Source organism: Campylobacter sp. CNRCH_2016_0050h, from assembly GCF_025772605.1.
GTDB lineage: Bacteria > Campylobacterota > Campylobacteria > Campylobacterales > Campylobacteraceae > Campylobacter_D > Campylobacter_D lari_D.
Map to the genome: position 1 here is coordinate 17,092 of NZ_JAKMSK010000005.1, position 25,372 is coordinate 42,463.

General features: G+C 28.1%; 30 protein-coding genes and 1 pseudogene. 21 read left to right on the plus strand and 10 right to left on the minus strand.

The features are described from left to right. Positions 1 to 29 precede the first annotated feature (29 nt). From gap to L8X28_RS08415, 10 genes and pseudogenes are all read left to right on the plus strand, one after another. Positions 30 to 1,025 (plus strand): type I glyceraldehyde-3-phosphate dehydrogenase, encoded by a 996-nt coding sequence (gap, locus tag L8X28_RS03550; protein ID WP_220566300.1) that lies wholly within the window; start codon positions 30 to 32, stop codon positions 1,023 to 1,025. A 1-nt stretch (position 1,026) separates the two neighbouring features. Next, on the plus strand, positions 1,027 to 2,229 hold the full coding sequence (locus L8X28_RS03555; protein WP_263665543.1) for a phosphoglycerate kinase: 1,203 nt from the start codon (positions 1,027 to 1,029) through the stop codon (positions 2,227 to 2,229). After that, positions 2,226 to 2,906 (plus strand): triose-phosphate isomerase, encoded by a 681-nt coding sequence (locus L8X28_RS03560; protein ID WP_263665544.1) that lies wholly within the window; start codon positions 2,226 to 2,228, stop codon positions 2,904 to 2,906. The genes L8X28_RS03555 and L8X28_RS03560 overlap by 4 nt, the downstream gene beginning before the upstream one ends. A gap of 3 nt (positions 2,907 to 2,909) precedes the next feature. Continuing rightward, a complete protein-coding gene (locus tag L8X28_RS03565; RefSeq protein WP_263665545.1) occupies positions 2,910 to 4,544 on the plus strand; it encodes a hydrogenase small subunit in 1,635 nt (544 codons plus the stop codon). 125 nt (positions 4,545 to 4,669) lie between these two features. After that, a complete protein-coding gene (locus L8X28_RS03570; protein ID WP_133319360.1) occupies positions 4,670 to 5,218 on the plus strand; it encodes an ATP-binding protein in 549 nt (182 codons plus the stop codon). A gap of 12 nt (positions 5,219 to 5,230) precedes the next feature. After that, positions 5,231 to 5,923 carry a dUTP diphosphatase gene (locus tag L8X28_RS03575; protein ID WP_133319361.1) on the plus strand — a complete coding sequence of 231 codons (693 nt, stop codon included), beginning with the start codon at positions 5,231 to 5,233 and terminating at the stop codon, positions 5,921 to 5,923. Continuing rightward, positions 5,920 to 6,630, plus strand: a complete 711-nt coding sequence (locus L8X28_RS03580; protein WP_133319362.1) for an EI24 domain-containing protein — start codon at positions 5,920 to 5,922, stop codon at positions 6,628 to 6,630. Before L8X28_RS03575 ends, L8X28_RS03580 begins: the two co-directional genes overlap by 4 nt. Further along, positions 6,623 to 7,027 carry a hypothetical protein gene (locus tag L8X28_RS03585; protein WP_263661056.1) on the plus strand — a complete coding sequence of 135 codons (405 nt, stop codon included), beginning with the start codon at positions 6,623 to 6,625 and terminating at the stop codon, positions 7,025 to 7,027. Before L8X28_RS03580 ends, L8X28_RS03585 begins: the two co-directional genes overlap by 8 nt. Before the next feature lie 130 nt (positions 7,028 to 7,157). Beyond that, positions 7,158 to 7,826 (plus strand): annotated as a pseudogene (locus L8X28_RS08410) (cache domain-containing protein); the annotation flags it as partial. 804 nt (positions 7,827 to 8,630) lie between these two features. Beyond that, positions 8,631 to 9,155, plus strand: coding sequence for a methyl-accepting chemotaxis protein (locus L8X28_RS08415; RefSeq protein WP_393921402.1), 525 nt, complete (start codon positions 8,631 to 8,633; stop codon positions 9,153 to 9,155). 24 nt (positions 9,156 to 9,179) lie between these two features. Here L8X28_RS08415 and fldA read toward each other — a convergent pair whose 3' ends face one another. The 5 genes from fldA to L8X28_RS03615 form a co-directional block, all read right to left on the minus strand. Continuing rightward, complete coding sequence (gene fldA / locus L8X28_RS03595; protein ID WP_263665547.1) at positions 9,180 to 9,671, minus strand: flavodoxin FldA; 492 nt, start codon at positions 9,669 to 9,671, stop codon at positions 9,180 to 9,182. Next, a complete protein-coding gene (locus L8X28_RS03600) occupies positions 9,672 to 10,364 on the minus strand; it encodes a hypothetical protein (protein ID WP_263664618.1) in 693 nt (230 codons plus the stop codon). A 1-nt stretch (position 10,365) separates the two neighbouring features. Continuing rightward, entirely contained in the window at positions 10,366 to 10,683 is a 318-nt protein-coding gene (locus L8X28_RS03605) for a DUF2325 domain-containing protein (RefSeq protein WP_039666680.1), read from the minus strand. Positions 10,684 to 10,769: 86 nt separating this feature from the next. Continuing rightward, on the minus strand, positions 10,770 to 11,903 hold the full coding sequence (gene truD, locus L8X28_RS03610; protein ID WP_133319458.1) for a tRNA pseudouridine(13) synthase TruD: 1,134 nt from the start codon (positions 11,901 to 11,903) through the stop codon (positions 10,770 to 10,772). Further along, complete coding sequence (locus L8X28_RS03615) at positions 11,872 to 12,693, minus strand: thiamine-phosphate kinase (RefSeq protein WP_263665548.1); 822 nt, start codon at positions 12,691 to 12,693, stop codon at positions 11,872 to 11,874. Before L8X28_RS03615 ends, truD begins: the two co-directional genes overlap by 32 nt. 97 nt (positions 12,694 to 12,790) lie before the next feature. Here L8X28_RS03615 and L8X28_RS03620 point away from each other — a divergent pair, with 97 nt between their 5' ends. Genes L8X28_RS03620 through L8X28_RS03670 form a run of 11 tightly spaced genes read left to right on the plus strand, consistent with a single transcriptional unit; the run spans position 12,791 to position 20,711 of the window. Beyond that, the gene (locus L8X28_RS03620) at positions 12,791 to 13,429 is read left to right on the plus strand and encodes a DUF5644 domain-containing protein (RefSeq protein ID WP_133319369.1); all 639 of its coding nucleotides are present in this window, start codon (positions 12,791 to 12,793) and stop codon (positions 13,427 to 13,429) included. Positions 13,430 to 13,438: 9 nt separating this feature from the next. Next, positions 13,439 to 14,143, plus strand: a complete 705-nt coding sequence (locus L8X28_RS03625; RefSeq protein WP_263665549.1) for a hypothetical protein — start codon at positions 13,439 to 13,441, stop codon at positions 14,141 to 14,143. Next, complete coding sequence (locus tag L8X28_RS03630; RefSeq protein WP_263659833.1) at positions 14,127 to 14,522, plus strand: hypothetical protein; 396 nt, start codon at positions 14,127 to 14,129, stop codon at positions 14,520 to 14,522. Before L8X28_RS03625 ends, L8X28_RS03630 begins: the two co-directional genes overlap by 17 nt. Continuing rightward, the gene (locus tag L8X28_RS03635; protein WP_133319372.1) at positions 14,515 to 15,171 is read left to right on the plus strand and encodes an RsmD family RNA methyltransferase; all 657 of its coding nucleotides are present in this window, start codon (positions 14,515 to 14,517) and stop codon (positions 15,169 to 15,171) included. Before L8X28_RS03630 ends, L8X28_RS03635 begins: the two co-directional genes overlap by 8 nt. A gap of 58 nt (positions 15,172 to 15,229) precedes the next feature. Continuing rightward, positions 15,230 to 16,276 carry a flagellar basal body P-ring protein FlgI gene (locus L8X28_RS03640; protein WP_263660510.1) on the plus strand — a complete coding sequence of 349 codons (1,047 nt, stop codon included), beginning with the start codon at positions 15,230 to 15,232 and terminating at the stop codon, positions 16,274 to 16,276. Then, on the plus strand, positions 16,276 to 16,641 hold the full coding sequence (locus L8X28_RS03645) for a rod-binding protein (protein ID WP_207921002.1): 366 nt from the start codon (positions 16,276 to 16,278) through the stop codon (positions 16,639 to 16,641). Before L8X28_RS03640 ends, L8X28_RS03645 begins: the two co-directional genes overlap by 1 nt. A 60-nt stretch (positions 16,642 to 16,701) precedes the next feature. Continuing rightward, positions 16,702 to 16,908, plus strand: coding sequence for a flagellar biosynthesis anti-sigma factor FlgM (locus L8X28_RS03650; RefSeq protein ID WP_133319374.1), 207 nt, complete (start codon positions 16,702 to 16,704; stop codon positions 16,906 to 16,908). 42 nt (positions 16,909 to 16,950) lie between these two features. Further along, complete coding sequence (flgN, locus tag L8X28_RS03655) at positions 16,951 to 17,385, plus strand: flagellar export chaperone FlgN (RefSeq protein ID WP_133319375.1); 435 nt, start codon at positions 16,951 to 16,953, stop codon at positions 17,383 to 17,385. Between the two features lie 10 nt (positions 17,386 to 17,395). Continuing rightward, positions 17,396 to 19,225, plus strand: coding sequence for a flagellar hook-associated protein FlgK (flgK, locus tag L8X28_RS03660; RefSeq protein WP_263665550.1), 1,830 nt, complete (start codon positions 17,396 to 17,398; stop codon positions 19,223 to 19,225). Continuing rightward, a complete protein-coding gene (locus L8X28_RS03665; RefSeq protein WP_263665551.1) occupies positions 19,225 to 19,974 on the plus strand; it encodes a TIGR02757 family protein in 750 nt (249 codons plus the stop codon). The genes flgK and L8X28_RS03665 overlap by 1 nt, the downstream gene beginning before the upstream one ends. After that, on the plus strand, positions 19,959 to 20,711 hold the full coding sequence (locus tag L8X28_RS03670; protein WP_263665552.1) for a TSUP family transporter: 753 nt from the start codon (positions 19,959 to 19,961) through the stop codon (positions 20,709 to 20,711). Before L8X28_RS03665 ends, L8X28_RS03670 begins: the two co-directional genes overlap by 16 nt. 9 nt (positions 20,712 to 20,720) lie before the next feature. On the opposite strand, the gene L8X28_RS03675 is transcribed toward L8X28_RS03670, so the two are convergent. From L8X28_RS03675 to L8X28_RS03695, 5 genes are read right to left on the minus strand one after another with little or no spacing between them, the layout of a single operon-like run. Further along, positions 20,721 to 21,869, minus strand: coding sequence for a type II secretion system F family protein (locus L8X28_RS03675; RefSeq protein WP_263665553.1), 1,149 nt, complete (start codon positions 21,867 to 21,869; stop codon positions 20,721 to 20,723). Continuing rightward, entirely contained in the window at positions 21,866 to 23,383 is a 1,518-nt protein-coding gene (locus L8X28_RS03680; RefSeq protein ID WP_263665554.1) for a GspE/PulE family protein, read from the minus strand. The genes L8X28_RS03675 and L8X28_RS03680 overlap by 4 nt, the downstream gene beginning before the upstream one ends. After that, positions 23,376 to 23,705: a CDC27 family protein gene (locus tag L8X28_RS03685; protein ID WP_263665555.1), complete on the minus strand. Its 330-nt coding sequence runs from the start codon at positions 23,703 to 23,705 to the stop codon at positions 23,376 to 23,378. The genes L8X28_RS03680 and L8X28_RS03685 overlap by 8 nt, the downstream gene beginning before the upstream one ends. Continuing rightward, the gene (gene mshL / locus L8X28_RS03690; RefSeq protein ID WP_263665556.1) at positions 23,686 to 25,077 is read right to left on the minus strand and encodes a pilus (MSHA type) biogenesis protein MshL; all 1,392 of its coding nucleotides are present in this window, start codon (positions 25,075 to 25,077) and stop codon (positions 23,686 to 23,688) included. Before mshL ends, L8X28_RS03685 begins: the two co-directional genes overlap by 20 nt. After that, positions 25,049 to 25,372, minus strand: coding sequence for a hypothetical protein (locus L8X28_RS03695; protein WP_263661061.1), 324 nt, complete (start codon positions 25,370 to 25,372; stop codon positions 25,049 to 25,051). The genes mshL and L8X28_RS03695 overlap by 29 nt, the downstream gene beginning before the upstream one ends.

Sequence of the window (25,372 nt, forward strand, 5' to 3'; positions counted from 1 at the left end):
ATCTACTTAATCATAAAAAGGAAATGAAAATGGCTGTAAAAGTTGCAATAAATGGCTTTGGACGCATTGGAAGATGTGTTGCAAGAATTATCATGAAACGCGATGATATAGAACTTGTAGCGATTAATGATACTACTGATATTGAACTCACAAAATATCTTTTTAAATACGACACCGTTCATGGGGTATATGATGGTAGTGTTGAAAATGAAAATGATGATTTAATAATTGATAATAAAAAAATAAAAGTTTTAAAAAGTAGAAATGTAGCAGATTTGGACTTTGCAAAATATGGCGCACAAATTGTTTTAGAGTGTACCGGTGCACACTTAACTATGGAAAAATGTCAAGGATTTTTAGATCATGGGGTGCAAAAAGTCATCATGAGTGCACCTGCAAAAGATAAAACTCCAACCTATGTTTTAGGAGTAAATGCACATGAATACAAAGGCGAAAATATCATCTCAAATGCAAGTTGTACCACCAACTGCCTAGGACCAATTTGTAGAGTTTTGCAAGATAATTTTGGCATAGAAAAAGGTTTAATGACTACTATACATGCTTACACCAATGGTCAAAGTATTATTGATGCAAAAGCAAGAGATAAAAGAAGATCACGCGCTGCTGCACAAAATATCATCCCTACTTCTACCGGTGCAGCAAAAGCTATGAAGCTTGTTATGCCTGAACTTGATGGAAAATTACATGGTCAAAGCATGCGTGTGCCTGTAGCTGATGTATCAACTGTAGATTTAACTGCAACTTTAAAGAAAAAAGTAAGTAAAGAAGAAATCAATGAAGCCTTTAGAAAAGCAGCTGCTAGTAATTTAAAAGGCATATTATTGGTAGATGATGAAGAAAGAGTTTCAAGTGATTTTATAACTTGCTCTTATGGTGCAATTGTAGCAAGTGATTTAACTCAAGTGATTTGTGATGATTTTGTTAAAGTGGTTGCTTGGTATGATAATGAATGGGGTTATTCTTCTCGTTTAGTAGATATGGCAGTATTTATAGCAAAGGCTTAAGATGAGTAGTATTTTATCGATTAAAGATATTGATCTTGCAAAGAAAAAAGTATTTATAAGATGTGATTTCAATGTTCCTCAAGATGAGTTTTTAAATATCACCGACGATCGTCGTATTCGCTCGGCCATCCCTACTATAAGGTATTGTTTAGATAATGGCTGTGCGGTTATTTTAGCTTCACATTTAGGGCGTCCAAAAGAAATAGCTTCAAAATACTCTTTAGAACCAGTTGCAAAAAGACTTGCACGCTTAATGACTAAAGAAGTCATCATGGCTAAAGATGTTATAGGTGAAGATGCAAAGAAAAAAGCTAGCGAATTAAAATCAAGTGAAATTTTGCTTTTAGAAAATTTACGCTTTGAAAAGGGTGAAACTAAGAATGATGAAAATTTAGCCAAAGAACTTGCTTCTATGGCTGATGTTTATATTAATGATGCTTTTGGGGTTTGTCATAGAGCCCATGCTAGCGTTGAAGCTATTACAAAATACTTTGATAATACAAACAAGGGTGCGGGATTTTTACTCCAAAAAGAAATTGAGTTTGCAAGCAATCTTATCAAACACCCTGCGCGTCCTTTTGTAGCCGTAGTAGGTGGTTCTAAAGTAAGTGGAAAATTACAAGCTTTGACTAACTTACTTCCAAAAGTAGATAAATTAATCATAGGTGGAGGTATGGCCTTTACTTTCTTAAAAGCTCAAGGTTATGATATAGGAAATTCTCTTTTAGAAGAAGATTTAATTGAAGAAGCAAATAAAATCTTACTCAAAGGTAAAAATCTAGGTGTAAAAATTTACCTTCCTGTGGATGTTACAGCAGCACAAACTTGCTCCCAAGAGGCAGTGATGAAATACACCCCTGTGCAAGAAATTCCTGCAGGTTGGATGGGACTTGATATAGGTCCTGCTAGCGTAAGATTATTTAAAGAGGCACTTTCTGATGCTCAAACTATATGGTGGAATGGGCCTATGGGGGTTTTTGAAATCGATAAATTCTCAAAAGGTAGCATTAAAATGAGCCATTATATTAGTGAATCTCACGCAACAACTGTAATAGGTGGTGGCGATACTGCTGATGTTGTAGCAAGAGCTGGTGATGCTGATGAGATGACTTTCATTTCAACTGGCGGTGGAGCATCATTAGAACTTATAGAAGGAAAAGAACTTCCTGGTGTAAAACCTTTGACTATAAAGGATAATGAATGATTTTTGCAGCAAATTTAAAGTGCAATCATACAAGATCGAGCTTTGAACTTTATGCTCAAGAATTAAATCAAAATTTAAACAAAGAAGATGAAATTTTCATCTTCCCACCTAGCATAGCTTTTTTAAAAGACAATTTTTCATTTCAGCAAGGCGCGCAGAATTTCTACCCTTGTGAAAATGGAGCCTATACCGGAGAAATTGGTAAAATTCACTTAGAAGAATTTAATATCAAAAGTGTTTTAATAGGTCATTCTGAAAGAAGAGCTTTAAATGAAAATGAAAGCTTTTTAAAAGCTAAATTTGATTTTGCAAAAAATCTTGATTTTAATATCATTTATTGTATAGGCGAAAGTTTAGAAACCAAAAATACTAATAAAAGCTTAGATTTTTTAAAAAAACAAATTGAAAATATTGATTTATCTTATAAAAAACTTATCATAGCATATGAGCCTATTTATTCTATAGGCACAGGAGTTAGTGCTAATCTTGATGATATTAATACCATACTTAATTTTTTAAGAGAATTTACTAACGCTAAGCTTTTATACGGTGGAAGTGTTAATCAAAACAATATTAAAGAAATTTGTGCTTTAAAAAATTGTGATGGAGTATTAATAGGTTCAGCCGCATTAAATGCAAATGATTTTTTAAATATGATACAAATAGCCAAAGGTTAAAAAATGTCTTTAAGCAATGAAGAATTAAAAAGCATATTAGAGCATAAAATTGCTCTATTAGAAAACTCGCATAAAGAAGAGAAAAATATCTCATTAGAAGCCGTAAATTCTATCATTAAAACTTTAGGTTTGCCAAATGATTTTAGCCCTTTAGCACATAGATATTTTCAACTTCACACCCCACCTAGTCTCATATGGCTTCATTTAAGTGAATGCACAGGGTGTAGTGAGAGTTTGCTTAGAACTTCATTGCCTGACTTTTTAGATCTGATTTTTGATTTCATTTCTTTAGAATATCATGAAACCTTTATGAGTGCAAGCGGATACCAGGCAGAATCGCATTTAGAAGAAGTTTTAGAAAAAAAAGATTTTCTTTTGGCCGTTGAAGGCGGGGTTTGTGCTATAGATCCTTTTTATCTAACTATAGGAGCACATGGTGAAAATGGATATGAAATTTTACAAAAATGTGCCAAAAATGCTAAAACAATCTTTGCTATGGGAACTTGCTCAAGCTATGGAGGAATTCAAGCTGCACATCCAAACCCTACCAAAAGCATAGGAATTTCTAAAGTCTTGGAAAAAAAAGTAATCAATATACCAGGTTGTCCTCCAAGTGATGTAAATATCATCGCAGCGCTTTGCTTTTATATATTATTTGAGCAAGACATGGCTTTAGATGAACAAAATAGACCTTTAGCTTTTTATGGTAAATGTTTGCATGATTTATGTGAAAGAAAAGCTAAATTTGAAGCAGGCAATTTTGCTCAAAGTTTTAACGATGAAAATATAAAACAAGGTTATTGTCTTTTTAAAGTAGGTTGTAAAGGACCTTATGCTTATAATAATTGCCCTAAGGTTAAATTTAACTCCAAAACCTCTTGGCCAGTAGCTGCAGGACATGGCTGTATTGCCTGTAGTGAAGAGAATTTTTGGGATGATTTTGGTTTTTATGAAAAACCTATGAGCAATGAATTTGCTTATAATGATTTTTCTATTATATTAGATGATAAAATAATTCATAATAGTTCTAACAATGAGCTTAATTCAGATAATATTTTACTAGATTTAGAAAGTGATACTAGTGGGATTTTTTATCAAAATGATACAAAGATTAATTTTTTAGATTTTAGTTTTGAAGCTAATCCTAAAGTTTTTTTAAATAATTTCGCAAAAACCAAAATGGCTATGACTTTAGTGCAAAATTACCAAGAGCAATTTAAAACATATTATGATTTTATACAAGAAAATTATAATAATAAAAACAAAATTAGTAATAATATCTTAGATTTATTTTATTTTATTTATCCATTTATTAGTGGAAAAAAATTAAACCATTTAGATGAGTTTTTAGATCTTGCTTTAGCTTATAAGTTCAAACATCCTAGCAAATTTGATTTTAAAACTACCATTAATGAACAAGCAAAGCTTGATGTTTCTAAGTCAATGCGTATGCCTTTGATTTATATTTTAGGTGGTTTAGATAAAGAAGCTATTGCTTTTGGATTGATTTTTTCTTTAAAAGAAAATTTAAAACAGGCTTTAAAAGCATGTAAAAATATACATAACAAAAAACAAATTTTAATACACTCAAATAATGAAAAAATACTAAAATTATTTTGGGATTTAACGAGTGTTTAAAGACTTAATGATAAAATATTTATCTCCCTAGTATTTGAAATTTGCAAAGCTTAAAAACTTTGCAAATTTATTTAAGATTTAGTTATTTTGACGATATAACTTTATCTTGATTTGAAAGGAACATTATGCAAATTTCTAGCTACAACTCTCAAAATTTTTCTATGGATATAAAAACAAAAAATGGCAATCATCTTTCTTTTTCTATGTACGATAAAAAAGAAGCAAAATTAGATAAAGATGGAAATTCAGCATCTTTGAGTTTAAGAAATCAATTTGGTTTTTCGTTTTCATATAGTGGCACAAAACTTTCACAAGAAGAAATTGAAGAAATTAAAGAAGCAGTAGCCAAAGTACAGCCTCAAATTGATGAATTTATGAAAAACTCAAGAGTAGGAACCTTAAAGCCAAAAGAGCTTATCACCACTGCGATGAAAATTGGCGATGCTCTGCCTATACCAAAAAATGAAGAGCACAAAAAAGCAACCTTGCATGAGTTATTTAATATTATGGATAAAAGTTTAAATAAAGAAATGACAAAAACTGATCTTGAAGATATTAAAAAACAGATTTTCCAAGATAGTGCTAAATTATTAGAAGAAATTTGGAAGCAATATAACAATCAAGAAAAGAAAAAAGAAGAAGAAAATAATAAAGAATTTGGATTTTACGCTTAAGAAGGAAAATAAATGCAAGTAAAAGATATTTTAAAAAGCATGCTAGAACTCCAGCAAAAATTAAATGATGATACTAATGGTATAGGATGGGAAAATGGCTATACCAAAGAAGGTAAATTAATTAGCTTTAGAAGATGCATTTATATGGAGTGTGCTGAACTTATTGATTCTTTTGCTTGGAAGCATTGGAAAAGTATACACACTCCTGCAAACTGGGATAATGTATGTATTGAAATAGTAGATATATGGCATTTTATCTTGAGTTTAATTTTAGAAGAATACAAAGAAAAACAAATTAATGATAAAAATTTCATAGCAGAAGAAGTTTCTTCTGTAAGTTTTTTTGATGATTTTTGCAAAGAAACTTCTAATCCAAATGAAGCAGATATTTATGGAATTTTAAATGATATTGAGCTTATTATCCATAAATGCAGTGGATTTGATTATGATTTAGGTGAGCTTTTAAGTGTCTATTTTATTCTAGCTAGAAAATGTGGCTTAAATTTCTTTAAACTTTACAAAACATATATTGGAAAAAATATTTTAAATCAATTCAGACAAGAAAATGGCTATAAAGAAGGCACATATAAAAAAACATGGAATGGTGTAGAAGATAATGAAGTTTTAAATCAAATTTTAAAAGAAACCTTAGATTATAAAGAAATTTACAAAAAACTTCAAAATTATTACGATGAATTAAAATGAATATTTTATATCTAAGCTTGCAAAATTTTTTTAGTAAACCTTTTTTAAAATTTTCTTTTTTGCCTTTTTTTGTTAGTTTGATTATTTTAGCCTTGCTTGTATTCTACACCTATGATATCTTTTTTTCTTATATTGAAGATGTCATTAGCGGAACTTTCATGGCTTGGTTTTTTAGCTTTTCCATAGTACAATTTTCACTTACATTTTTGAGTGCCATAGGTGGATTTTTCATAGTAGTTTTTGCCTCAGTATTTTTATCCATGCTAATTATTTCTTTTTTAACGCCTTATATAGTAAAAAAAATAAATCAAAAATACTACAACTATTTCATACAAAAAGAAGTAAATTCTTTAGAAGTTTTACTCAAAACATTTAAATTTATATTGACTTTTTGCGTATTATTTATAATCGCTACTTTTTTACTAATCATACCTTTTATAAGTATTGTGATTTATTATGGAGTTTTTTATTATTTATTTCATAAACTTTTACTCTTAGATGTATTAAGCAATGTCTTGGATAAAAATTCTTTTAATAATTTTTATAAGAACTCTTCACCTTTGAACTTTAAAATAAGTACTTTAATATTTTTTATTTTATCAAGCATTCCTTTACTTGGACTATTTTTACAAGTATTTTATGTAATTTTTTTAACTCATTTAAGTTACCAAAAGATCTTAAATTTAGAAGCTAAAAATAATGGATGAGAGAATTAAAAAATTCATTCATTCTCAAAAACTCTTAACCTTGAGCGTGCAAGATAATGATGAAATATATTGCGCAAGTTGCTATTATGCTTTTGATGATAAAAATCTTGCATTGATTTTTGCTAGCGAAGAACATACTAAACACATTCAGCTTTCTTATAAAAATCCAAAAGTAGGAGTTAATATAGCACTAGATACAAATATTATCAATCTTATTAAAGGAGTGCAAATTAAAGCTATTTTTAGAAAAGCTACCGCAGAACAAGAAAAAATATATTATGAAAAATTTCCCTTTGCAAAACTTGCAAAAGCTTGTATTTTTGCTCTAAATATACAATGGGCAAAATATACCGATAATAAAATTCTACTTTCTAAAAAATTAGAATTTTTTATTTAAAAATATCCTAAAAATATAATATTTTTTAATAAAAATTAATTTTTTTATAATTTTTTAAATATTTTTTTAATAAAATCATACAAACCATCATAATCATAAAGTCAAATATTGACTTTATCAAGGAGAAAAAATGCTCTCTTCTATTAAGAAATACCTACTAGGTAATTTTTCCAACAAAATAGCTTTCTTAGTTTGTATTTTTGTTGTAGTTTTACTATGTGTTTTAGGTTTTTTTAATTATGTTAAATCTAAATCCAATAGCCATACACTGTTAGTTCAGTTTCAACAAAAGGTTGCTTTTGATGTGAGTAAAAGATTTGATTTATACGCAAGCGATAGACGCAATGTGATCAATTCTTTAACAAAATACATCAAAGAAAATAAAAATAATCTAAATTCAACACAATATACTAGTTTATTAAATTCTATAGGAAATTCTTTGGGTTTTGATTTAACCTATGTGGGTTTTGAAGATGGAACTATATTTAGATCAAATGGCAATAATCAAACTCCAGAAAGTGGTTATGATCCTAGATCTAGAGGATGGTATAAAGAAGCCAAGGAAAAAAGAGAATTAATTGTCACAGATCCTTACATATCATCTAGTATGCAAAAACCAACCATTTCTTATGCTAGTCCTATTATAGACAATGGAAAAGTTATAGGTGTAGTTGCTGCTGATTATGATTTGAAAAAATTCTCAGAAGAAGTTTTGGCTATAGGTAAAACACCTTATTCACATGCTGCTGTTTTAGCTGATGATGGAACTTATCTTTTTCATACCGATTCTTCCAAAATCTTAACCTCAACTAATATTAGTAAAGATATTATTTCAAATTATTTTAAAACAACTGAAGGTGCAAACAAAGGTCTTTCTAGGGATATTTTCAAAATTCAAACTAAAGAAGAAGGGATCAAAGCTTTAATTTGTAATGGTAGTATCAATCCAAAATATACTATTTGCTCTATAGCTGATTATGATTTTTACAGCGATACAGCTAAACAAACATTGATGGAACAAATTATTATTTCCTTAATTGCTATTTTTATTACTTTGATTTTTATTAGAATAATCATTTCTTATAATCTTAAGCCAATTGCTATTATATCTTCAGGCTTGCATAATTTCTTTAACTATTTAAATCATAAAGACATTCATTCACACCCTATTAAACTAAAAACTCAAGATGAATTTGGAAAAATGGCTGATGAGATTAATGAAAATATTAATATTATCAAAGAGGCTTTAAGTAAAGATGCAAAAGCTATTGAAGAATCTGTAAATGTTGCTAGAAAAATAGAAACAGGTGAGCTTAATTTACACATTAGCTCTCATGCTAACAATCCACAAATTCAAGAACTCATAGATGTTTTAAATAAAATGCTTGATACTTTACAACAAAAAATTGGTAATAATTTAAACGAAATTCAAGCGGTATTTGATAGTTATAAACAATTAGATTTTACTGCAGCTATTAATATCCCAAAAGGCGATGTTGAAAAAGCAATCAATGCCCTTGGGAATGAAATCAAAAACATGCTTTCAAAATCACTAAACCAAGGTGAGTTATTAAATCAAAAAGCTGAAGCACTCAAACAAAGTATGCATGAACTTACAAATGATGCCACACATCAAACCTCATCATTACAAGAAAGCGCAAGAGCTTTAGAGCAAATGAATTCAACTATGAGTGAAATTTCTATCAAAGCACAAGATGTAGTTAAACAAAGTAATGATATTAAAAGTGTTACCACTATGATTTCAGATATTGCTGATCAAATTAACCTACTTGCATTAAATGCAGCTATTGAAGCAGCTCGTGCAGGAGAACATGGTCGTGGCTTTGCTGTTGTTGCTGATGAAGTTAGAAATCTAGCAGAAAGAACTCAAAAGTCTTTAGGTGAGATTGAAGCTAATACTAATATCTTAGCCCAGTCTATAAATGATATGGGTGAAGCTATAAAGGAAGAAGCTAATGATATTAGCCAAATTAATGAGTCAGTGGCTACTATAGAAAAACTTACACAACAAAATTCTCAAACAGCAATACATACAAATGCTATTGCAAATGAAGTAGATTCTTTAGCACAAGATATATTAAGTGAAACAAAAAAAAGGAAATTTTAAAAGATGCCTTTTTGGCATCTAAATTTAAGAAAAAGAAGGTTTAATTTGTTCTAACCAAGCATCAATTCTACTTTCGGTTAAATCCTCATGGTTATCATTATCTAATGCAAGCCCTACAAATTTATCTCCTTCTACCGCATCACTTGATTCAAAAGTATAACCACCTGTAGAAACTGAACCTACTAAATTTGCACCTGCTGCTTTTAAAACCTGAGCAAGTTTTCCCATAGCACTACAATATGTATCTGAGTAGCTTTCACTATCTCCCATACCAAAAACTGCAACGGTTTTTCCACTAAGATTTAAAGCTGAAAAATCAAAACTATCCCAATCATCTTGAAAATCTCCACTTCCCCAAGTAGAAGTTCCGCAGATTAATTTATCATAAGAATTGATTTTTTCTGCATTAATATCTGCAATATTTAACACATCTGAAATTCCTAATTTTTGAGCGATCATATTTGCCGCACCTTCGGTATTTCCCATAGAGCTACCATAAATTACTGCTACTGACATTTAACATCTCCTTAAAATTTGATTATTAATAGTATAGGGAACTAATTTTAGCAAAGTTTTGTTATTTTCACATAAATTATGTCTTATTTCTTTATGTTGAGTAAAATTTTTATTTCTTGGATACACAATATAAAATATTTCAAAAACATTTTTTTTGATAATTTGCAAAGCTAAATTTATATCCTTTTTATTATCTTCAAAAAAAGAAGGCATAATAGCCATTTTATCATTGATAATAATGATATTTTCTTGAATATCTACCCTAGCCTTTACATTGCTTTTACAAATTTTATCATACACAAAAGACTCAAAAGCCACCTGTGGATCTAAGATAAAATTTGATGACATAAAAACATTTTGTATTAATCTAGCTAAAGCGTATTTTGGCATCTTTGCTTCAAGCTGTAATTTATTTAAATTTCCTTCTTTATATGCTTTGATGATTTTATGAGAATATGGACAAAATTGTTTTATTTTACTAAATTTAAAAACCCTTTCTGTGATCATATTTTGGATTTTTAACTCAAAAATATTTCTTAAACTAGTAGCTTTTTTTGCATAAATATAAGATATTTTTAGATCATTTTCCACCAAAGAATTATACAAATTCAAAAAAATAAAATTAATATTTTCTTGTTCTAAATCTCTAAATATTTTAGGTACCAAATCCTCTTTGTTATTAAAACCAAACATGTTATGCCTTCTTTGTACATTCATAAGTTTGATCAAGACCAAAAACCTTACAATATTCACAATATACACAACTCACACTGCGTTTAGCACAAACCAAAGGTATATTGCGTTTTTTTGCCTCTGTTTTAATTTTTTTCATGGTGTTGTGATTTAAAAAACTAGTAAGCATGACTATGCATTCAGTATTTTGTGGAATGGGTTTTCTATTTACCCTATTTTCATTTCTAGCATCCCAATGCTCTATACTTTTTGCGCCTAAATTTGTCAAAACTGCCTTAATTGGAGTAATTTCATCTGCACCTATAACCAAAACTGACATTGAGCTTTCCTTTTATAAAAATGATAATTGTTATTATAATTTATAAAAGATAAATTTTAACTGATACTCAATATCAATTTTTAAAATTATGTATTATAGGTTTGATCAAAAATATCTGCGTGCAAAATCTCTTCTAAAACCACTGTAGCATATGAACCTTTTTGCAAGAAAAATTCTAAAGTAAAATGAGCTTTTTCTTCATCATAATAACTTTTACAATCTTGCAAATAAGACCACATAAAGCGTCTTGAACCTTGCATTTTATCTTTAAACTCATATGCAAAAGAAAAAATCTCATCTTCTAATTTTTTAGCTAGACCTTCATTTGTTTCATAAGCTTTAGAGCCTATTAAAAGTCCCATAGAACTAATATCTTTTTGATTAAATCTTTCTACTTCACTTGGCAAATCTTCACATACAAAGCATTTACCAAAAGGATAATGCCCTAAAACTTCACCTTTTAAAAGCTTAAAAAACTGCTTTTGATTTTTTAAACTTTTGATTTCATCTTTATCTAAATCATAAATTTGTTTTATTTCTTTTTCACTAAAATCATTGATAAAATGTGATAATTCCACCCTTTTACTCAAATATCTGTTAAAAAGTTCGCTTTGAAAGGCAGAAATTAAAAATTCTTGTATTTTTTTATTTTTGATTTTTTTACCTTTTAAAATTTCTAGTCCTTGTAAAAAATTATCTTGAAATTTACCAAAACGCTGATATCCAAAATAATTAGCAAAACCTTGTTCTTGGATATTTTTGAAAGCTTGTTCTATTTTTAAAGCATCTACTTTTGAAACTTTTTTTAATCTTATAAAAAATGAATTTCCTTTTAAATGCCCTATTCTAAGTTTATTATCATGATAAAAACTTTCTAAAATTTTCATCTTATCATGTTTAAAATTTTTTAAGCCCTCTTCAAATTTTTTAGGCATAGAAATATATTGAAAAGTTAAGCCTTGTTTATCTTTTAAACCACTATAACCAAAATCTCTCATTTTAACACCGCTTTGCTCACTTAAAATTCTCAAAGCTTCACTGGTGCTTAGATCTTTTTTTTGTATATGTAAAATAAGATGTTCACCTTTACCACTAAATTCATACAAAGGCTTTTCTCTTACTACAAAATCATTACTATTTTTTGAAAAATACACATTTATCGGGCTGTGTTTTAAAGTATATAAGGGCTTAAAAATGATGTTCTCTTCCATAAAATTTATACCTTCCTGTTGTTGTTTTTGCAAAAATATTTAGTTTAATTCTATGTTTTTTAGCCATATTTTGTATAAATACTTTATGTTTTTTATCAAAAGCAAATAAAATTTCATACTCTTCTGCACTATTTAAGCTAAATTTATCTAATTTTTTAAGAAATTTTATACCAAGTTGATTTATAAAGAGCATTCTCGATAGATCCTTATTTAAACCATCTGAAATATCCATACTTACTCTGACTTTTTTTGCTATATCATAAAAAAATTTCTGCCTTAAATTTGGTTTTATAAAACGATGTTTAGAATGTAATTTTCCACCGCGAAATAGTATATTTAAACCTTTTAAACTCTCACCTAATTTCCCACTAAAAGCGAGCAAATCTCCCTTTTTTAAACCTTTTCTAAAAATAGCCCTTTTATTCACTTTAGAAATAATAGTTATACTAATATTAATTTTCCTATCTGCTATAGTATCTCCGCCTATAATTTGCACCCCAAATTCTTTTGCGCTATCTAGCAAGCCTTTTTGCAAAGCTTTAACTTGTTTCATTTCTAAACATTTTGGTAAAGAAAGCCCCAAAAGAGCGTATTTTGGTGTAGCATTCATAGCAATTGCATCAGAAATATTAACGAGCATAGCTTTTGCGCCAATTTGCTCTAAACTCATCCAAGATCGTTTAAAATGCACATCCTCACAAAATAAATCTTTAGAATAACAATATCCATCGATGATTGCTCCATCATCTCCGTTGATAGAATTTGCAAAAACATTTATAATAAATTTTTCTTTATCCATGTGAATATTTTATACAAAAAGCTTTTAATTTTATATAATAATCAAATTTTTATAAGTTTAAAATGTATATAATCAAAAATAATACCAAGGATAAAAAATGCAAATAACTTTAAGAATTTTTCGTTTTGATAAAGATAGTGATTATTTAGCTTATTATAAACCATATGTTTATGATAGTAAAAATTTTAAAAGTGTTTATGATATTTTAAGTCAGATTAAAAAAGATGATATATATTTTGATTTTGAAGAAAATCCAGAAAGTTGTATTAAAGTTAATCAAGTTACCATTAGACAAAGAAGAGATTTAAGTAATATTATTGAAAGATTTGGAAAAGAACTCATCATAGAACCACTCGATACTAAAAGAGCTATTAAAGACTTAATCATGGATAAGAGTGATTTTTTAGAAAAACTTGAGCTTTTTAAAGGACTTATTGACATACATGATATAGAGCTTTACAAGCAATATGACTTTTTATATTATACAAGCGAAGTAAGAGAATTTCTACCTGAATATCTAGGAGATAGTTTCTTTATATTTGCCTATAAAATGCTACTTAAATATCCAGAAAAAACTCCACAATTTTTAAAATTGATAGCAGATGAAGAAAAAGGAATTTATTATCATACTAAATTCAAAAATTTTATTTCATCTAATGAGCTTGACTATGAATCTTACATCAAAGAATTAAAAGTTATGCTTGTAAAATCAGGTCTTGCAAGAAGTATTTTTTAAGGAATTAAAATGTATAAAATTTATACCAATAGCAATAATGATTTATTTTGTTATTTTGATATTATCAAAAATGTCTTGGATACAGTCGGTGTTGAAAGCACATTATGTGAAAAACCTTTGGGTAAAAATTATTTTATTATTGACTATGATCCTAAAGATATTTTAGATGAATATTCTAGAATGATGGATGAGAATAATATCTTAGCTTGCGAATATAGCTCTTATGAAATTATGAGTAAAATCAATAAGATTAAATACGCTCCAGAGTTTTTTTTAAAATACTTAAAAACAGAACATATTAAATATTTTTTTGATAAATTTAACATAGGTGTATATCAAGGATTTTCCCATGCTAATTGCTCTTTAGAACTTGCTAAGATTCTTAAAGCAAATATAATTGATTTTGAAAGAAAATATAAGAGTTGTGGCTATGGGTTCTTAAGTTTAAATGCGCAATTAGCTTATAAAAGTGCAGCAGCAATCATTTTAGATGCTTATGATAGTGGTTGTGATTTTTTAGTTGTAGAAGATTTTTATTCTTTTTATATGTTTGATAAGTGTTCTAAAGAATTACAAGCAATTTCAAATAGAAATTTTGAAGATTTTTATATTTTAAGTTTTGCAGAGCTTGCAAATTTAGCTCTAGGTATAGTACCATACACTTTAAAAAAACACAAATTAAAAGTGAGTTTAGTCAATGAAAATCGCTCTTGAATGCAAGGATTTAATTTTAGAAAAAACTTTAGAAATTGCTTTAAAAGATTTTTTAGTTTTAAAAAAAGATTGTGATTTTTTAGTCTGTGATGAAAAAATCAACACACAAAAGCCACAATTTATCATCAACAAAAAATCAAATTTCTTAACTCACCCTTTTAACATAGAAGAGTTGCTATGTGCTTTAAATGATTTCAATGCAAGCTTGCAAAATATTGCCTATAAAATAGCAATGCGTGAGAAAAAAATTATGAATCAAAAATGTGAAGCCATTTTAGAACAACTACGCCAAGAAAGTCATGAAAAAATCGATGCAATATTTGATCTTTATAAAACAGAGTTAAAAAATCTTATCAAAGAAGAAAATAATAATGCATAAAACACAAGAATATCAAAGCGTAAGAGATTTTTTAAAAAATTACAAAGAGGATAAAAAAACAAGCTCAAAAAAACAAGCTCAAAAAATTTACACCACCATAGAAAGTGGAATTTATAAGGGTAAAAAAATTTTACTTCCTAGCCTAGATACCACAAGAAGCACTAAAAGCATAGTAAAATCATGTGTTTTTAATGTTTTGCGTTTTTCTTTACAAGATAAGGTTTTTATAGAGGCCTTTGGAGGAAGTGCTTTGATGGCATTAGAAGCAAGAAGCAATGGTTGTTTAAAAAGTTATGCCATAGAAAAAGATAAAAAGGCTTATGAAATAGCTTTAAAAAACGCTTCTGGTGTTGATCAAAATACTCTTTGTTTTAATGATGATACTTTTAAAAAAACTCCTCAAATTATTCAAAATTCCAAAGAAGATATTATTTTATATCTTGATCCTCCATTTGATATTAGAGAAGGTTTTTTTGATATTTATGAAAAAACTTTAAAATTGATAGAAAATATACAAAATTCAAATGTAAAAATCATTATCATAGAACACCACAGCACTTTTAAAACTCCAACTAAAATACAAGATTACGAAAAAACTAAAGAAAAAAAATTTGGCTCAACTACTCTAAGTTTTTACTCCTTTATATAAATTTGGAACTTTTTTTGCTTTAATTTTATGAAAATAGCATAGATTAAAGGAAGAATCGATGAGAATATTACTATTTTGCTTGGTATTAAATCTAAGCGTTTTTGCAGCTACTATTAAAGAACTTACTAATGTAGTAGGTGTTAGAGATAACCAACTTATAGGATATGGTTTGGTTGTTGGCTTAAACGGAAGTGGAGATGGTACAAGTAGTGAATTTACTCTACAATCTATTTCAAATATGCTTCAGGGTATGAATGTAAAAGTTAGCCCAGGTGATATAAAATCAAAAAATACAGCAGCAGTAATGGTAACAGCAAAGCTTCCTGCTTTTGCAAGAAGTGGGGATAAGCTTGATGTAAGTGTGGCTTCTTTAGGTGATGCAAAATCTTTACAAGGTGGAACCTTACTTATGACGGCTCTAAAAGGGGTTGATGGAGAGATTTATGCAGTAGCTCAAGGTTCATTAGCTATAGGTGGACTTAGCCCAAGACCGGGTGCAGCAGGAACACACTCAACCTCAGCAAATGTTATTAATGGCGCTGTGGTAGAAAGAGAAATTCCACAAAACTTTAGTCAAAGCGAAGATTTGATTTTAAGCTTAAAAGAAGCAGATTTTAAAACAGCTAATAATATAGAAAGAGTTTTAAATACTATTTTTGACACAGATATAGCAAAAGCTTTAGATTCTAGAACTATAAAATTAACAAAACCTGAAGAATTTTCTCATGTTGAATTTATGGCAAGAGTATTAGAACAAGATATAGCTTATACCCCAGAAAGCAAAGTAATCATTGATGAAAGAACAGGAACTATCGTTGCGGGAGTAAATATAGAAGTTGAACCTATATTAATTACTCATAAAGATATTACTATAAAAATCGATCCAAACAATACCGTAGCTTTAGGACAAAATGAAATCGATATGAAAGATGGTGGTATTTTAGACCCTGTATCTAATACTTTAAAAATCACAAACAATAAAACAACAGTAGCAAACATAGCTAGAATGTTAAATAAACTTGGAGCAGCACCAAATGATATCATAGCTATTATGCAAAATCTAAAAAGAGCTGGTGCAATCAGTGCTGAATTAGAGGTGATATGATGAGAGTTGATAATTATTTAGCGAGCAAAAATTACAGCAGTGAGCTTTATGAAAACATTACCAAGCATAATAATAGCTATAAGGCTGCTAAAAACTATGCAGATAGTGCTTTTAAAAATGATTTAACTCATATACAAGCATTAAATGATGAAGATAAAGCTTTAAAAGAACAAACCGATGCTTTTGAAGCTTTCTTAATCAAAAGTGTTTTGGATATTTCTTTAAAACAAGAAAATTCTTTATTTGGAAAAGATGCAAGTGATGAAATTTATTCATCTATGTATAATGATACTATGAGTAAAGCATTAAGTGGTGGTTTAGGTTTTTCAAAATTATTATTTGATTATTTAAAAGAAAGGCGTTAAGTTATTTTTTTAAGTGTCGATATGGTTCTTAGAGTTTTTCAATAGAACTGGAGGCTTAAAATGATAAACCCTATACATCAAAGCTATGTGGCTCAAGTTGCTACTAGCGATATAAATAAAACAGAAAACAAAGAAAATAACAAGGCAAAAGAAACTCAAAAGGTAGAAGAAAATAAGGCATCTTTTATTGCTTCACAAATAAAGAATGGCGAGTATAAAATAGACTTGCAAGCCACTTCAAAAGCAATAGTAGATTCTTTATTATAATTTTTATCCTTTTTTGGGTTAGTGCCTAAGAAAGGATAAAAAATGGTTAAACAACACTTAGACAAAACAAATTCTATTTTAGAAAAACTCATCAATCTTACTTTAGAAGATATAGCTCAAATTCAAGCTGCTAATCACCAACATGTTAGCAAAAGCGTAGAAGAAAAAACTAAACTTGTAAATGATTTTCAAATTGCTAAAAAAAATCTTGATAAGGCTTTAGTAGAACTTAGCAATCAAGGAAACAATAAGGGTTTAGACGAACTTTTAGATGATGAAGATAAAGAAAAACTTGCTCTTTTAAAGCAAAATTTAAACACCTTACATCAAAAAAATAAAGAATATGCTAAATTGGCTCTTATTATTAAAAATTTTTACGACAATCTTTTGAATACAATGTTTGAACAAAATGGAACAAATAATGCTTATGGGGATAATAAGACAATTCCAGATTCATTATTTAAGATCAATGTTTAAAGGCTAAGTCATGGGAATTTTTGATAGTTTATATACAGGGGTTAGTGGTATAAGAGCTGCTGAACTTCAAATCAATACTACAGGTAACAATATCTCTAATGCAAATGCAGTATTTTATACTAGACAAAGAGCGGTGCAAAGTTCAGGTATGTCTCTTGATAGAGGTGGCTTACACCTAGGAACAGGTACGCAAATTGATACTATTAAAAGATTGCATGATGAGCATTCTTATTATGAGCTAAAAAACGCCACTACTCAACAAAACTATACAAATTATTTAGGACAAATTTTACAAGAAGCAAGTCAAAGATTTCCTGATATGCAAGGAACTGGTATTTTACAAGATTATAAAAATTACTATGATGCGTGGAATAATTTTGCTTCCAACCCAAGCGATGGGGCAAGTAAAATAGATCTTGTTAATAGTGCAAACACATTAGCCCAGAACATACAAAAAACATTACAAGATCTTAGCAAAATGCAACAAACAGTTAATGAGCAAATTCAACAAACCGTAGATGAGATTAATAACATTGGTCAAGAAATTGCAAATATTAATAAACAACTTGAAAATGAAGAAGTTTTACCTACCGATAATGCAAATCAACTAAGAGACAAAAGAGATGAACTTGAACTTAGACTTTCAAAGTTAGTTAATGCTGTTGCTTGGAAAGGAACAAGCTCTCAAGATAGTACTTTAGAATCTACCATGACTGATTCTGGAAGATATTATGATTTAAGCATTCAAGGCTTTAGTATAGTAAATGGCTCTAGCTTTCACCCTTTAAAATTAGATAATAACAACCCTAATGGTTTTTATCAAATTTATTATGAAGTAAATGATGAAAACCGCTATGATTTAACAAGCAAAATTTCAGGTGGGCAGCTTGGTGCTCAACTTGATCTTAGAGGTAGAAATTATGATGGCAATCATGATACTTACAGCGATGGAAAATTACAAGAGTATAAAGATATGCTCAATACCTTTACAAAAACACTCATAACTCAAACTAATAATGTCTATGCTCAAGCAGCAACCGATAAAGTAAATTCAGATGATTTAAAAGGTTTAAAATCTGATACTTCTTTAATGAGTTATGATAAAAACATCCAAGCAGGAAGCTTTGACATCACAGTTTATGATGAAAAAGGTAATGCAGTAGCTACTAGAACTATAAAAATAGATGTCAATACCACTATAGAAGATGTTATTAAACAAATCAATGCAGATATTGATGATAATAAAAATGGTCAAAGTGGTGATGATTTAAATGATTATTTTCAAGCCTTTTATCATTATGATGGAAAAAGTGATAGCGGAAATTTCCAAATCAATGGCTTAAAAAAAGGTTATAAAATAGCTTTTAAAGACAATGGCACAAATTTCCCAGGTGCTTTAAATGTATCTTCATTTTTTAATGGTCAAGATGCAAGTAGCATTAATGTAAATTCAAGCATTAGAAATGATCCAAATAGCTTAAAAGCTAGTTCAAACGGAGTTGATGGAAATAACGATGTAGCTAATGCTATGTTGCAACTTCAAAATCAAAAAGTAAATTTTTATAATAAAGATGGTACAGTAGATACTATGACTTTAGATGGATATTATAGAAAATTTACAGGCCAAATTGCTTCAGATGCTGAAAGCAATGGTTTTGCGCATGCGACTAATATGACGGTATTTAATACAGCTTATGCAGAATACCAATCAAAAAGTGGTGTAAATACCAATGAAGAATTAGCAGCACTCATACAATATCAAGCAAGTTATGGCGCTGCAGCTAAAATCGTAACTACCGTTGATCAAATGCTTGAAACCTTACTTGGTTTAAAATCTTAATGCAAATTAAAGCTCTTTTAGATGAGGCAATTTTAAGCAAAAACACTCAAAAAGAGCTTTTTTCTCATCCTGATCCTTTGCAAATTGCAAGTGTTTATAAAGATGAAAATATAGCCTTGCTTTGTGCTTTATTTGCCTATGGGAATGCTAAAAATATTGTAAATTTTTTAAATAAACTTGATTTTTCCTTGCTTGAAAGAAACGATGAGATTATTAAAAAAGAATGCAAAAATCTAAAATACCGCTTTCAAAACTCTCAAGATATAGCTCAAATTTTCATCACACTCAAGCGCTTAAAAAATGAAGATAGTATAGAAAATATTTTTACCAAAACTTATCAAAAAGAGCAAAACATAACACAAGCAATAAAAGCTTTCATAGAAACAATTTACAAGCTTAATCCTTATAAAAGTTATGGTTATGAATTTTTCTTTTCAAAAGAATTTAACATTCCAAAAGGTCCTTTAAAAAGATACAATATGTATCTTAGGTGGATGGTAAGAAAAGATGAATTAGATTTAGGTTTGTTTAAAAATATAGACAAAAAAGATTTACTCATACCCTTAGATACTCATACTCATAAAGTTTCATTAAAACTTAAGCTTTTAAAGCGTAAGATTTATGATTTTAAAAGTGTTTTAGAACTTACGCAAAGTCTTAAAAAATTCGATCCTACTGATCCTATAAAATATGATTTTGCTCTATATAGAATCGGACAAAACAAGGAAAGCTTATGGAGCTTGAATTAACTTATTATGTGATTTTATTCTTTGTTGCTGCTTTTGCAGGTTGTGTTGATGCGATTGTAGGTGGTGGTGGGCTTATTACCATACCTGCTTTATTTGCTTGTGGTATTCCTCCTCATTTAGCCCTAGCTACTAATAAACTTCAAAGTACCTTTGGATCACTCACTGCGGTTTTAGCTTATAGAAAATCTATGCATATAGAAAAGATAGCTTTGGGAATTTTATTTACTGCTATTGGAGCTGCCATTGGAACTTATGCAGTCTTACTAATAGATCAAAATGCTGTTAAAATCATTGTATTAATTTGCCTTGTTTTAATCTTTTTTTACACTATTTTCAAGCCTGATTTAGGCCATGTATATAATAAAGCTAAAATGAGCACTACAAGCTTTCAAATCATCTTTGGCTTGCTACTTGGTTTTTATGATGGTTTTTTAGGACCTGGCACTGGATCTTTTTGGATTTTTGCTTGCGTGATATTTCTTGGTTTTAGCATGAAAAATGCAAGCATTAATACTAAAATCTTAAATTTTACTAGCAATGTAGTAGCTTTAGGGGTATTTTTATACTCTTATGAGGTACTTTGGAAAGTTGGTATTTTAATGGGTATAGGCCAAATTTTAGGTGCTTTTATAGGATCAAAACTAGTCTTAAAAACACAAGGAACTTTTATCAAAAAACTCTTTTTGATTATGGTTGCTTTAACTATAGCTAAGGTTGCTTATGATTATCTTGCTTAAATTTCTTGACTAATTTGCCACATAGGTAAAAATACACCCAAGGCTAAAACTAAAATCAAACTCGCCATAAAAATTGTCATCAAAGGCTCCAAAACACTCAAAAGCTTTTGAGTATAATTTTCTTTTTTTATACTCATAAAACAAAGCAAGCTCATAAGTACTTTCATCTAATTTAGAACTTTTTAAAGCTAAATTTAACATTCTTATCACAAAAGGCTCAAAAAGCTTTGTGTTAGAAAAAGCTTGAGCTAAATCAAGTCCTGATTCAAATGAAGTCTTTATAATAAACATTTTGTTTTTAAAGAATTGATTTTCTATACCCTCACAAGCAAGCTTAAAAGCTCTTTTTATATCCACCCCTGCTTTTAATAAATATGAAAAAATTAAGAAAAAACAAAATTTATCTTGATAAAATATTATTTTTCCAAAAATGGGAAAATAAAAAAGAATTCTATGAAAAAACAAAGACTTCCTAAAAAAATAAGTAAGTATTATAAAAAATCCTATATTTAATAAAATAATCATATAAAAATGACTAAAAAAATCAGCTATAATAAAAAGAATTTGAGTGATTTTTGGCAAATCCAATTCAAGTTGTAAAAATAAAGTTTTAAATTCAGGCAAAACTAAAGTTATAAGAATAAAAAAAGCAAAAATAATACACATAAAAACGAAAAGTGGATAAGCTATAGCCTTTTTTAACTGCTTAAAACTATGAAGATTTTTTTCTTTTAAACTAATAATAATATCAAGAGCCCTATGTAAATCTTCTCTGCCATCACAAATTTTTAAAATAGCACATTCTCTAGAATTTAAAATATCTTTAAAGGCTTCATTATAAGAACTTCCATTATTGAGTTTATTATAAATTGTATTAAAAATTTTAATATTTTGTTTTTCATAGCTTGATTTTAAAAATTCTAAAATTGCTTCCTGTAAGCTTAATCCTGCCTTTAAGATCATATTTAAATCCTTAAGAATGAGAATAAGCTCTTCTTCTTTGATTTTATGTTTTATCGGTTTGAAATATTCTTCAACACTAATAATATTTACAAATGACTTTAACGCAAAATTTCTAGCTTCACATAAATTTCTAGCCCTTATTATATATTGTTTTTGCTCTTTATTTAATACATAAAAAATAACAAATTTTTTCAAAAACTAATCTTTCTTAACTCATCTATACTTGTTAAGCCAAGTTTTGCCTTTTCTAAAGCATCCATACCTAAAGTCAAAAAACCTTTTTTTAAAGCGTATGCTGAAATATTTTCATAATTTTCATTATTTTCTATCATATTTTTTAAATTATGATCTAAAAATAAAAATTCAGCTACCATCAAACGCCCTTTATATCCACTATACATACACTCAACACAACCTTTTGCTTTGTAAAATTTTCCTTCAAAAACTTGATTTTGAAAGTAAAATTTTTCCTTGTTAGGTTCTTTACATTCACATAGTTTTCTTACTAATCGTTGAGCTATAATTAAATTAAGAGAATGAGCTATTAAGTATTCTCTTGCACCCATATGCTTCATTCTAAAAATAGCTTCTATAGCGCCATTAGTGTGTAGGGTACTTAAAACTAAATGTCCGCTTAAAGAAGCTTTTAAAACTATATCCAAACTATCCTCATCTCTAATTTCACCTATCATAATCACATCAGGATCGTGTCTTAAAACTGCTCTTAAAGCTTTGTGAAAATCAAATCCGGCTTTAGAATTTAAAAGAATTTGTTGAGCATATTTAAGTTTATATTCTATAGGATCTTCTAGAGTGATGATTTTTTTACTTTGTTCAATTTCATTTAAAATAGCATGCATAAAAGTACTTTTACCACTCCCTGTTGGCCCACAAAACAAAATCAGACCATAAGGTGCATTCGTGTATATTTTCAGCTGAATTAAATTTTCTTCTTTGATAAAAAGTTTATCAAGTTTTAAAACATATCCATCTTGTTTTAAAATTCTAAACACTATGCTTTGTCCAAATAATAAAGGCATAATTGAAACTCTAAAATCATATTTTTGCTCTAAAATGATTTTAGAAAAACTCCCATCTTGAGCTTGTCTTTGTTCAGCTACATTAAGCAAAGCAATAATTTTTACATGCATCAATAAGGCTTGGTATGATTTTGCATCAAAACTATGTATATATTTTAACTCTCCATCTATTCTAAATCTTACATATACTTCATTTTCTAAAGGCTCTAAATGGATATCACTTGCTCTTAAAAAACAAGCATAAGTTAAAATTAAATTCAAAAACTGCTCTAATAAAAATTCATCTTTATTTTCATCACTTTTCAAACTAAGCTCTAATCTATTAAGATGATTTTGAAATTTAATTAAAAATTTAACCCTTTCTAGCAAAAATTCAAATTGCGTAAAAACACAAAGAAAAATCTTGATAGTTTTAAAACGATATAAATTTTGTATTTTTTCCAAAACATTCTCTTCCAATGGTTTAAAGGAAGCTATATGGATATTTTCATCATCTTCATAAAAACAAAAAATATCATGTTGTTCTATTAAAGAAAAAGGCAAAATGTGAAGATATTTTTCAAAATCAAAAGTTTGATTTAAATTTAAAAATTCCATTTTGTATTGAGAAGCAATTTCTTTTAAAGAATACTCACTTAAGTTTTTTAATTTTTGATGTGTATCACTCAAAATAAATCTCCAAAAGCTTTTCGTATTCTTTTTTAGCTATTAAAGCATCTTCATATCTTCCGAGTTTTATTTTAGCATTAATAAAAACAAGCCAAGCTTCTTTTTGCAATAAATCAAAATCATTAGCCTCTATAACCCAAAAAACTGCTTGTTTGTATTCTTTATTTTGATAAAAATATTTTGCTAAATTTAAAGCATTTTCATAGTTTGGTTGATTAATGAATTTTTCATAAAATATGTTTTGATCGAAACTATTGTTTTGAATTTCTATAGCATTTAAAAAAGAAAAACATATTAAGATTTTAAAACATATCATCTTCATGCTGAAAACCTAGGTCTTTTAAACTTAAAATTTTATTATTAGTTTTTACTAAACTTGGTTTGATAATAAAAACTATTTCACTAATATCTTCATAATTTTGTTTTCCTTGAAATAAAGCTCCAAAAAGTGGAATTTTAGATAAAATGCTTATTTCATTATGATTATTAATGGTATTTTTGCTCATCAATCCGCCTAAAATTAAAGTTTGTCCATCATCAACCTCAACTACAGTAGAAAGCTTTTTTTGTATAGTATCTGGCGCTATATTTCTTGGTTTGCTTTGTCTATGATTATCAAAACTATATTTAAAATCACTCAAGCTTGGATTAATCCTAAGCATAATTTTATGATCATCTGAAATCTCAGGCAATATATTAAGTAAAATTCCTACAAAAATAGAATAATTATTATATATTTCACTAACTATTGTACCATTTTCTGTTCCTTTAGAACTTTCTTTTACTTGATAATTTATTGTATCGCCTATAGAAATAATAGCTTGCTGATTGTTTAAAGCCATAAGTTTTGGGTTAGAAAGTATAGTTGTTTTACCATTTTCTTGTAATAAATTTAAAATAGCTTTAGTTTCAATATTTGCTTTTAAGTTAATATTTCTAACACCATCTTTATTAATTATAAAATCATTATCATCACCATTAAGTTTAAAAGCAAGTTCTTGCCAATTAATTCCACTTGAATGATTTTTGTTTAAATGCACAGCAACAATACTTACATCAATTAAAACTTGTTTTTTAAGTCTTTTATTTAAGTCATCTAAATATTTTCCAACTCTTGCAAGTTCATATGGAGTTGCATTTAAAGTAATAATTCCTGCATTAGTATTGACAATAGGTTTAGTTGTATTTTCATCCAACAAAGCTTGAATTTCTTCTGAAATTTTCTCCCAAAAATCAAATTTATCAGTACTAATAACTAAATTATCTACTTCTTTATAATTATCATAATCTCCTTGTTTTGGCCTAGAATCCACTGAAGCTTTAGTAATACTTTGTCCTTCTCTAATAGAACTTATATAATGCACTTTAAAAGTTTTAACTTGTTTTCCATAAATTTTTAAAGCATTTTTATCGTATTCATAAGCAAGATTGTTTTCCACCAATAAAAGCTTAAAAATCTCTCTTAAAGACATTTTCTTTATATGTAAATAATTTTGAACATGCATTAATTTTTCTTGAGCAAAAATATCTTTGATAATAATACTAAAATCACACTCTCTTCCGAGTTCATTTAAAATTTCAAGCAAAGAAGTTTTGTCTTCTACTCTTATATTAAAAAAATGCTGATTACACTGCATGGCAAATACATTTGTAAAAAACAAAAAATTAATACATAAAAATACTATTTTTTTCATACAAATTTAAAACCATTATTTTTTCTTCCTTTTTTAATACAACTTGAGAATTTCTAATTTCAACTATTTTAAAACCATCAATATAATCGTTTAAAGCATACCACTTATCATTAATCTTAATCTTATTTGAAACAATAGCTTGCAAAGAAAAATTAGATTTTATATTTGTAGTCTTTTTAAAAAAAGGATCTTGAATTGAAATTAAATTATCAACATAACAATTTCGATTTAAAAATGGATAATTAACACCAAAAGCATTAATTACCCATAAAACAAGAATAAAAATTCGAAACAA

What these genes read in the sequence shown, in the direction of transcription:
- gap (WP_220566300.1), top strand. Translation starts at nt 30, where the DNA reads ATGGCTGTAAAAGTTGCAATAAATGGCTTTGGACGCATTGGAAGATGT.
- L8X28_RS03555 (WP_263665543.1), top strand. Translation starts at nt 1,027, where the DNA reads ATGAGTAGTATTTTATCGATTAAAGATATTGATCTTGCAAAGAAAAAA.
- L8X28_RS03560 (WP_263665544.1), top strand. Translation starts at nt 2,226, where the DNA reads ATGATTTTTGCAGCAAATTTAAAGTGCAATCATACAAGATCGAGCTTT.
- L8X28_RS03565 (WP_263665545.1), top strand. Translation starts at nt 2,910, where the DNA reads ATGTCTTTAAGCAATGAAGAATTAAAAAGCATATTAGAGCATAAAATT.
- L8X28_RS03570 (WP_133319360.1), top strand. Translation starts at nt 4,670, where the DNA reads ATGCAAATTTCTAGCTACAACTCTCAAAATTTTTCTATGGATATAAAA.
- L8X28_RS03575 (WP_133319361.1), top strand. Translation starts at nt 5,231, where the DNA reads ATGCAAGTAAAAGATATTTTAAAAAGCATGCTAGAACTCCAGCAAAAA.
- L8X28_RS03580 (WP_133319362.1), top strand. Translation starts at nt 5,920, where the DNA reads ATGAATATTTTATATCTAAGCTTGCAAAATTTTTTTAGTAAACCTTTT.
- L8X28_RS03585 (WP_263661056.1), top strand. Translation starts at nt 6,623, where the DNA reads ATGGATGAGAGAATTAAAAAATTCATTCATTCTCAAAAACTCTTAACC.
- L8X28_RS08415 (WP_393921402.1), top strand. Translation starts at nt 8,631, where the DNA reads ATGCATGAACTTACAAATGATGCCACACATCAAACCTCATCATTACAA.
- fldA (WP_263665547.1), bottom strand. Translation starts at nt 9,671, where the DNA reads ATGTCAGTAGCAGTAATTTATGGTAGCTCTATGGGAAATACCGAAGGT.
- L8X28_RS03600 (WP_263664618.1), bottom strand. Translation starts at nt 10,364, where the DNA reads ATGTTTGGTTTTAATAACAAAGAGGATTTGGTACCTAAAATATTTAGA.
- L8X28_RS03605 (WP_039666680.1), bottom strand. Translation starts at nt 10,683, where the DNA reads ATGTCAGTTTTGGTTATAGGTGCAGATGAAATTACTCCAATTAAGGCA.
- L8X28_RS03615 (WP_263665548.1), bottom strand. Translation starts at nt 12,693, where the DNA reads ATGGATAAAGAAAAATTTATTATAAATGTTTTTGCAAATTCTATCAAC.
- L8X28_RS03620 (WP_133319369.1), top strand. Translation starts at nt 12,791, where the DNA reads ATGCAAATAACTTTAAGAATTTTTCGTTTTGATAAAGATAGTGATTAT.
- L8X28_RS03625 (WP_263665549.1), top strand. Translation starts at nt 13,439, where the DNA reads ATGTATAAAATTTATACCAATAGCAATAATGATTTATTTTGTTATTTT.
- L8X28_RS03630 (WP_263659833.1), top strand. Translation starts at nt 14,127, where the DNA reads ATGAAAATCGCTCTTGAATGCAAGGATTTAATTTTAGAAAAAACTTTA.
- L8X28_RS03635 (WP_133319372.1), top strand. Translation starts at nt 14,515, where the DNA reads ATGCATAAAACACAAGAATATCAAAGCGTAAGAGATTTTTTAAAAAAT.
- L8X28_RS03640 (WP_263660510.1), top strand. Translation starts at nt 15,230, where the DNA reads ATGAGAATATTACTATTTTGCTTGGTATTAAATCTAAGCGTTTTTGCA.
- L8X28_RS03645 (WP_207921002.1), top strand. Translation starts at nt 16,276, where the DNA reads ATGAGAGTTGATAATTATTTAGCGAGCAAAAATTACAGCAGTGAGCTT.
- L8X28_RS03650 (WP_133319374.1), top strand. Translation starts at nt 16,702, where the DNA reads ATGATAAACCCTATACATCAAAGCTATGTGGCTCAAGTTGCTACTAGC.
- flgN (WP_133319375.1), top strand. Translation starts at nt 16,951, where the DNA reads ATGGTTAAACAACACTTAGACAAAACAAATTCTATTTTAGAAAAACTC.
- flgK (WP_263665550.1), top strand. Translation starts at nt 17,396, where the DNA reads ATGGGAATTTTTGATAGTTTATATACAGGGGTTAGTGGTATAAGAGCT.
- L8X28_RS03665 (WP_263665551.1), top strand. Translation starts at nt 19,225, where the DNA reads ATGCAAATTAAAGCTCTTTTAGATGAGGCAATTTTAAGCAAAAACACT.
- L8X28_RS03670 (WP_263665552.1), top strand. Translation starts at nt 19,959, where the DNA reads ATGGAGCTTGAATTAACTTATTATGTGATTTTATTCTTTGTTGCTGCT.
- L8X28_RS03685 (WP_263665555.1), bottom strand. Translation starts at nt 23,705, where the DNA reads ATGAAGATGATATGTTTTAAAATCTTAATATGTTTTTCTTTTTTAAAT.
- mshL (WP_263665556.1), bottom strand. Translation starts at nt 25,077, where the DNA reads ATGAAAAAAATAGTATTTTTATGTATTAATTTTTTGTTTTTTACAAAT.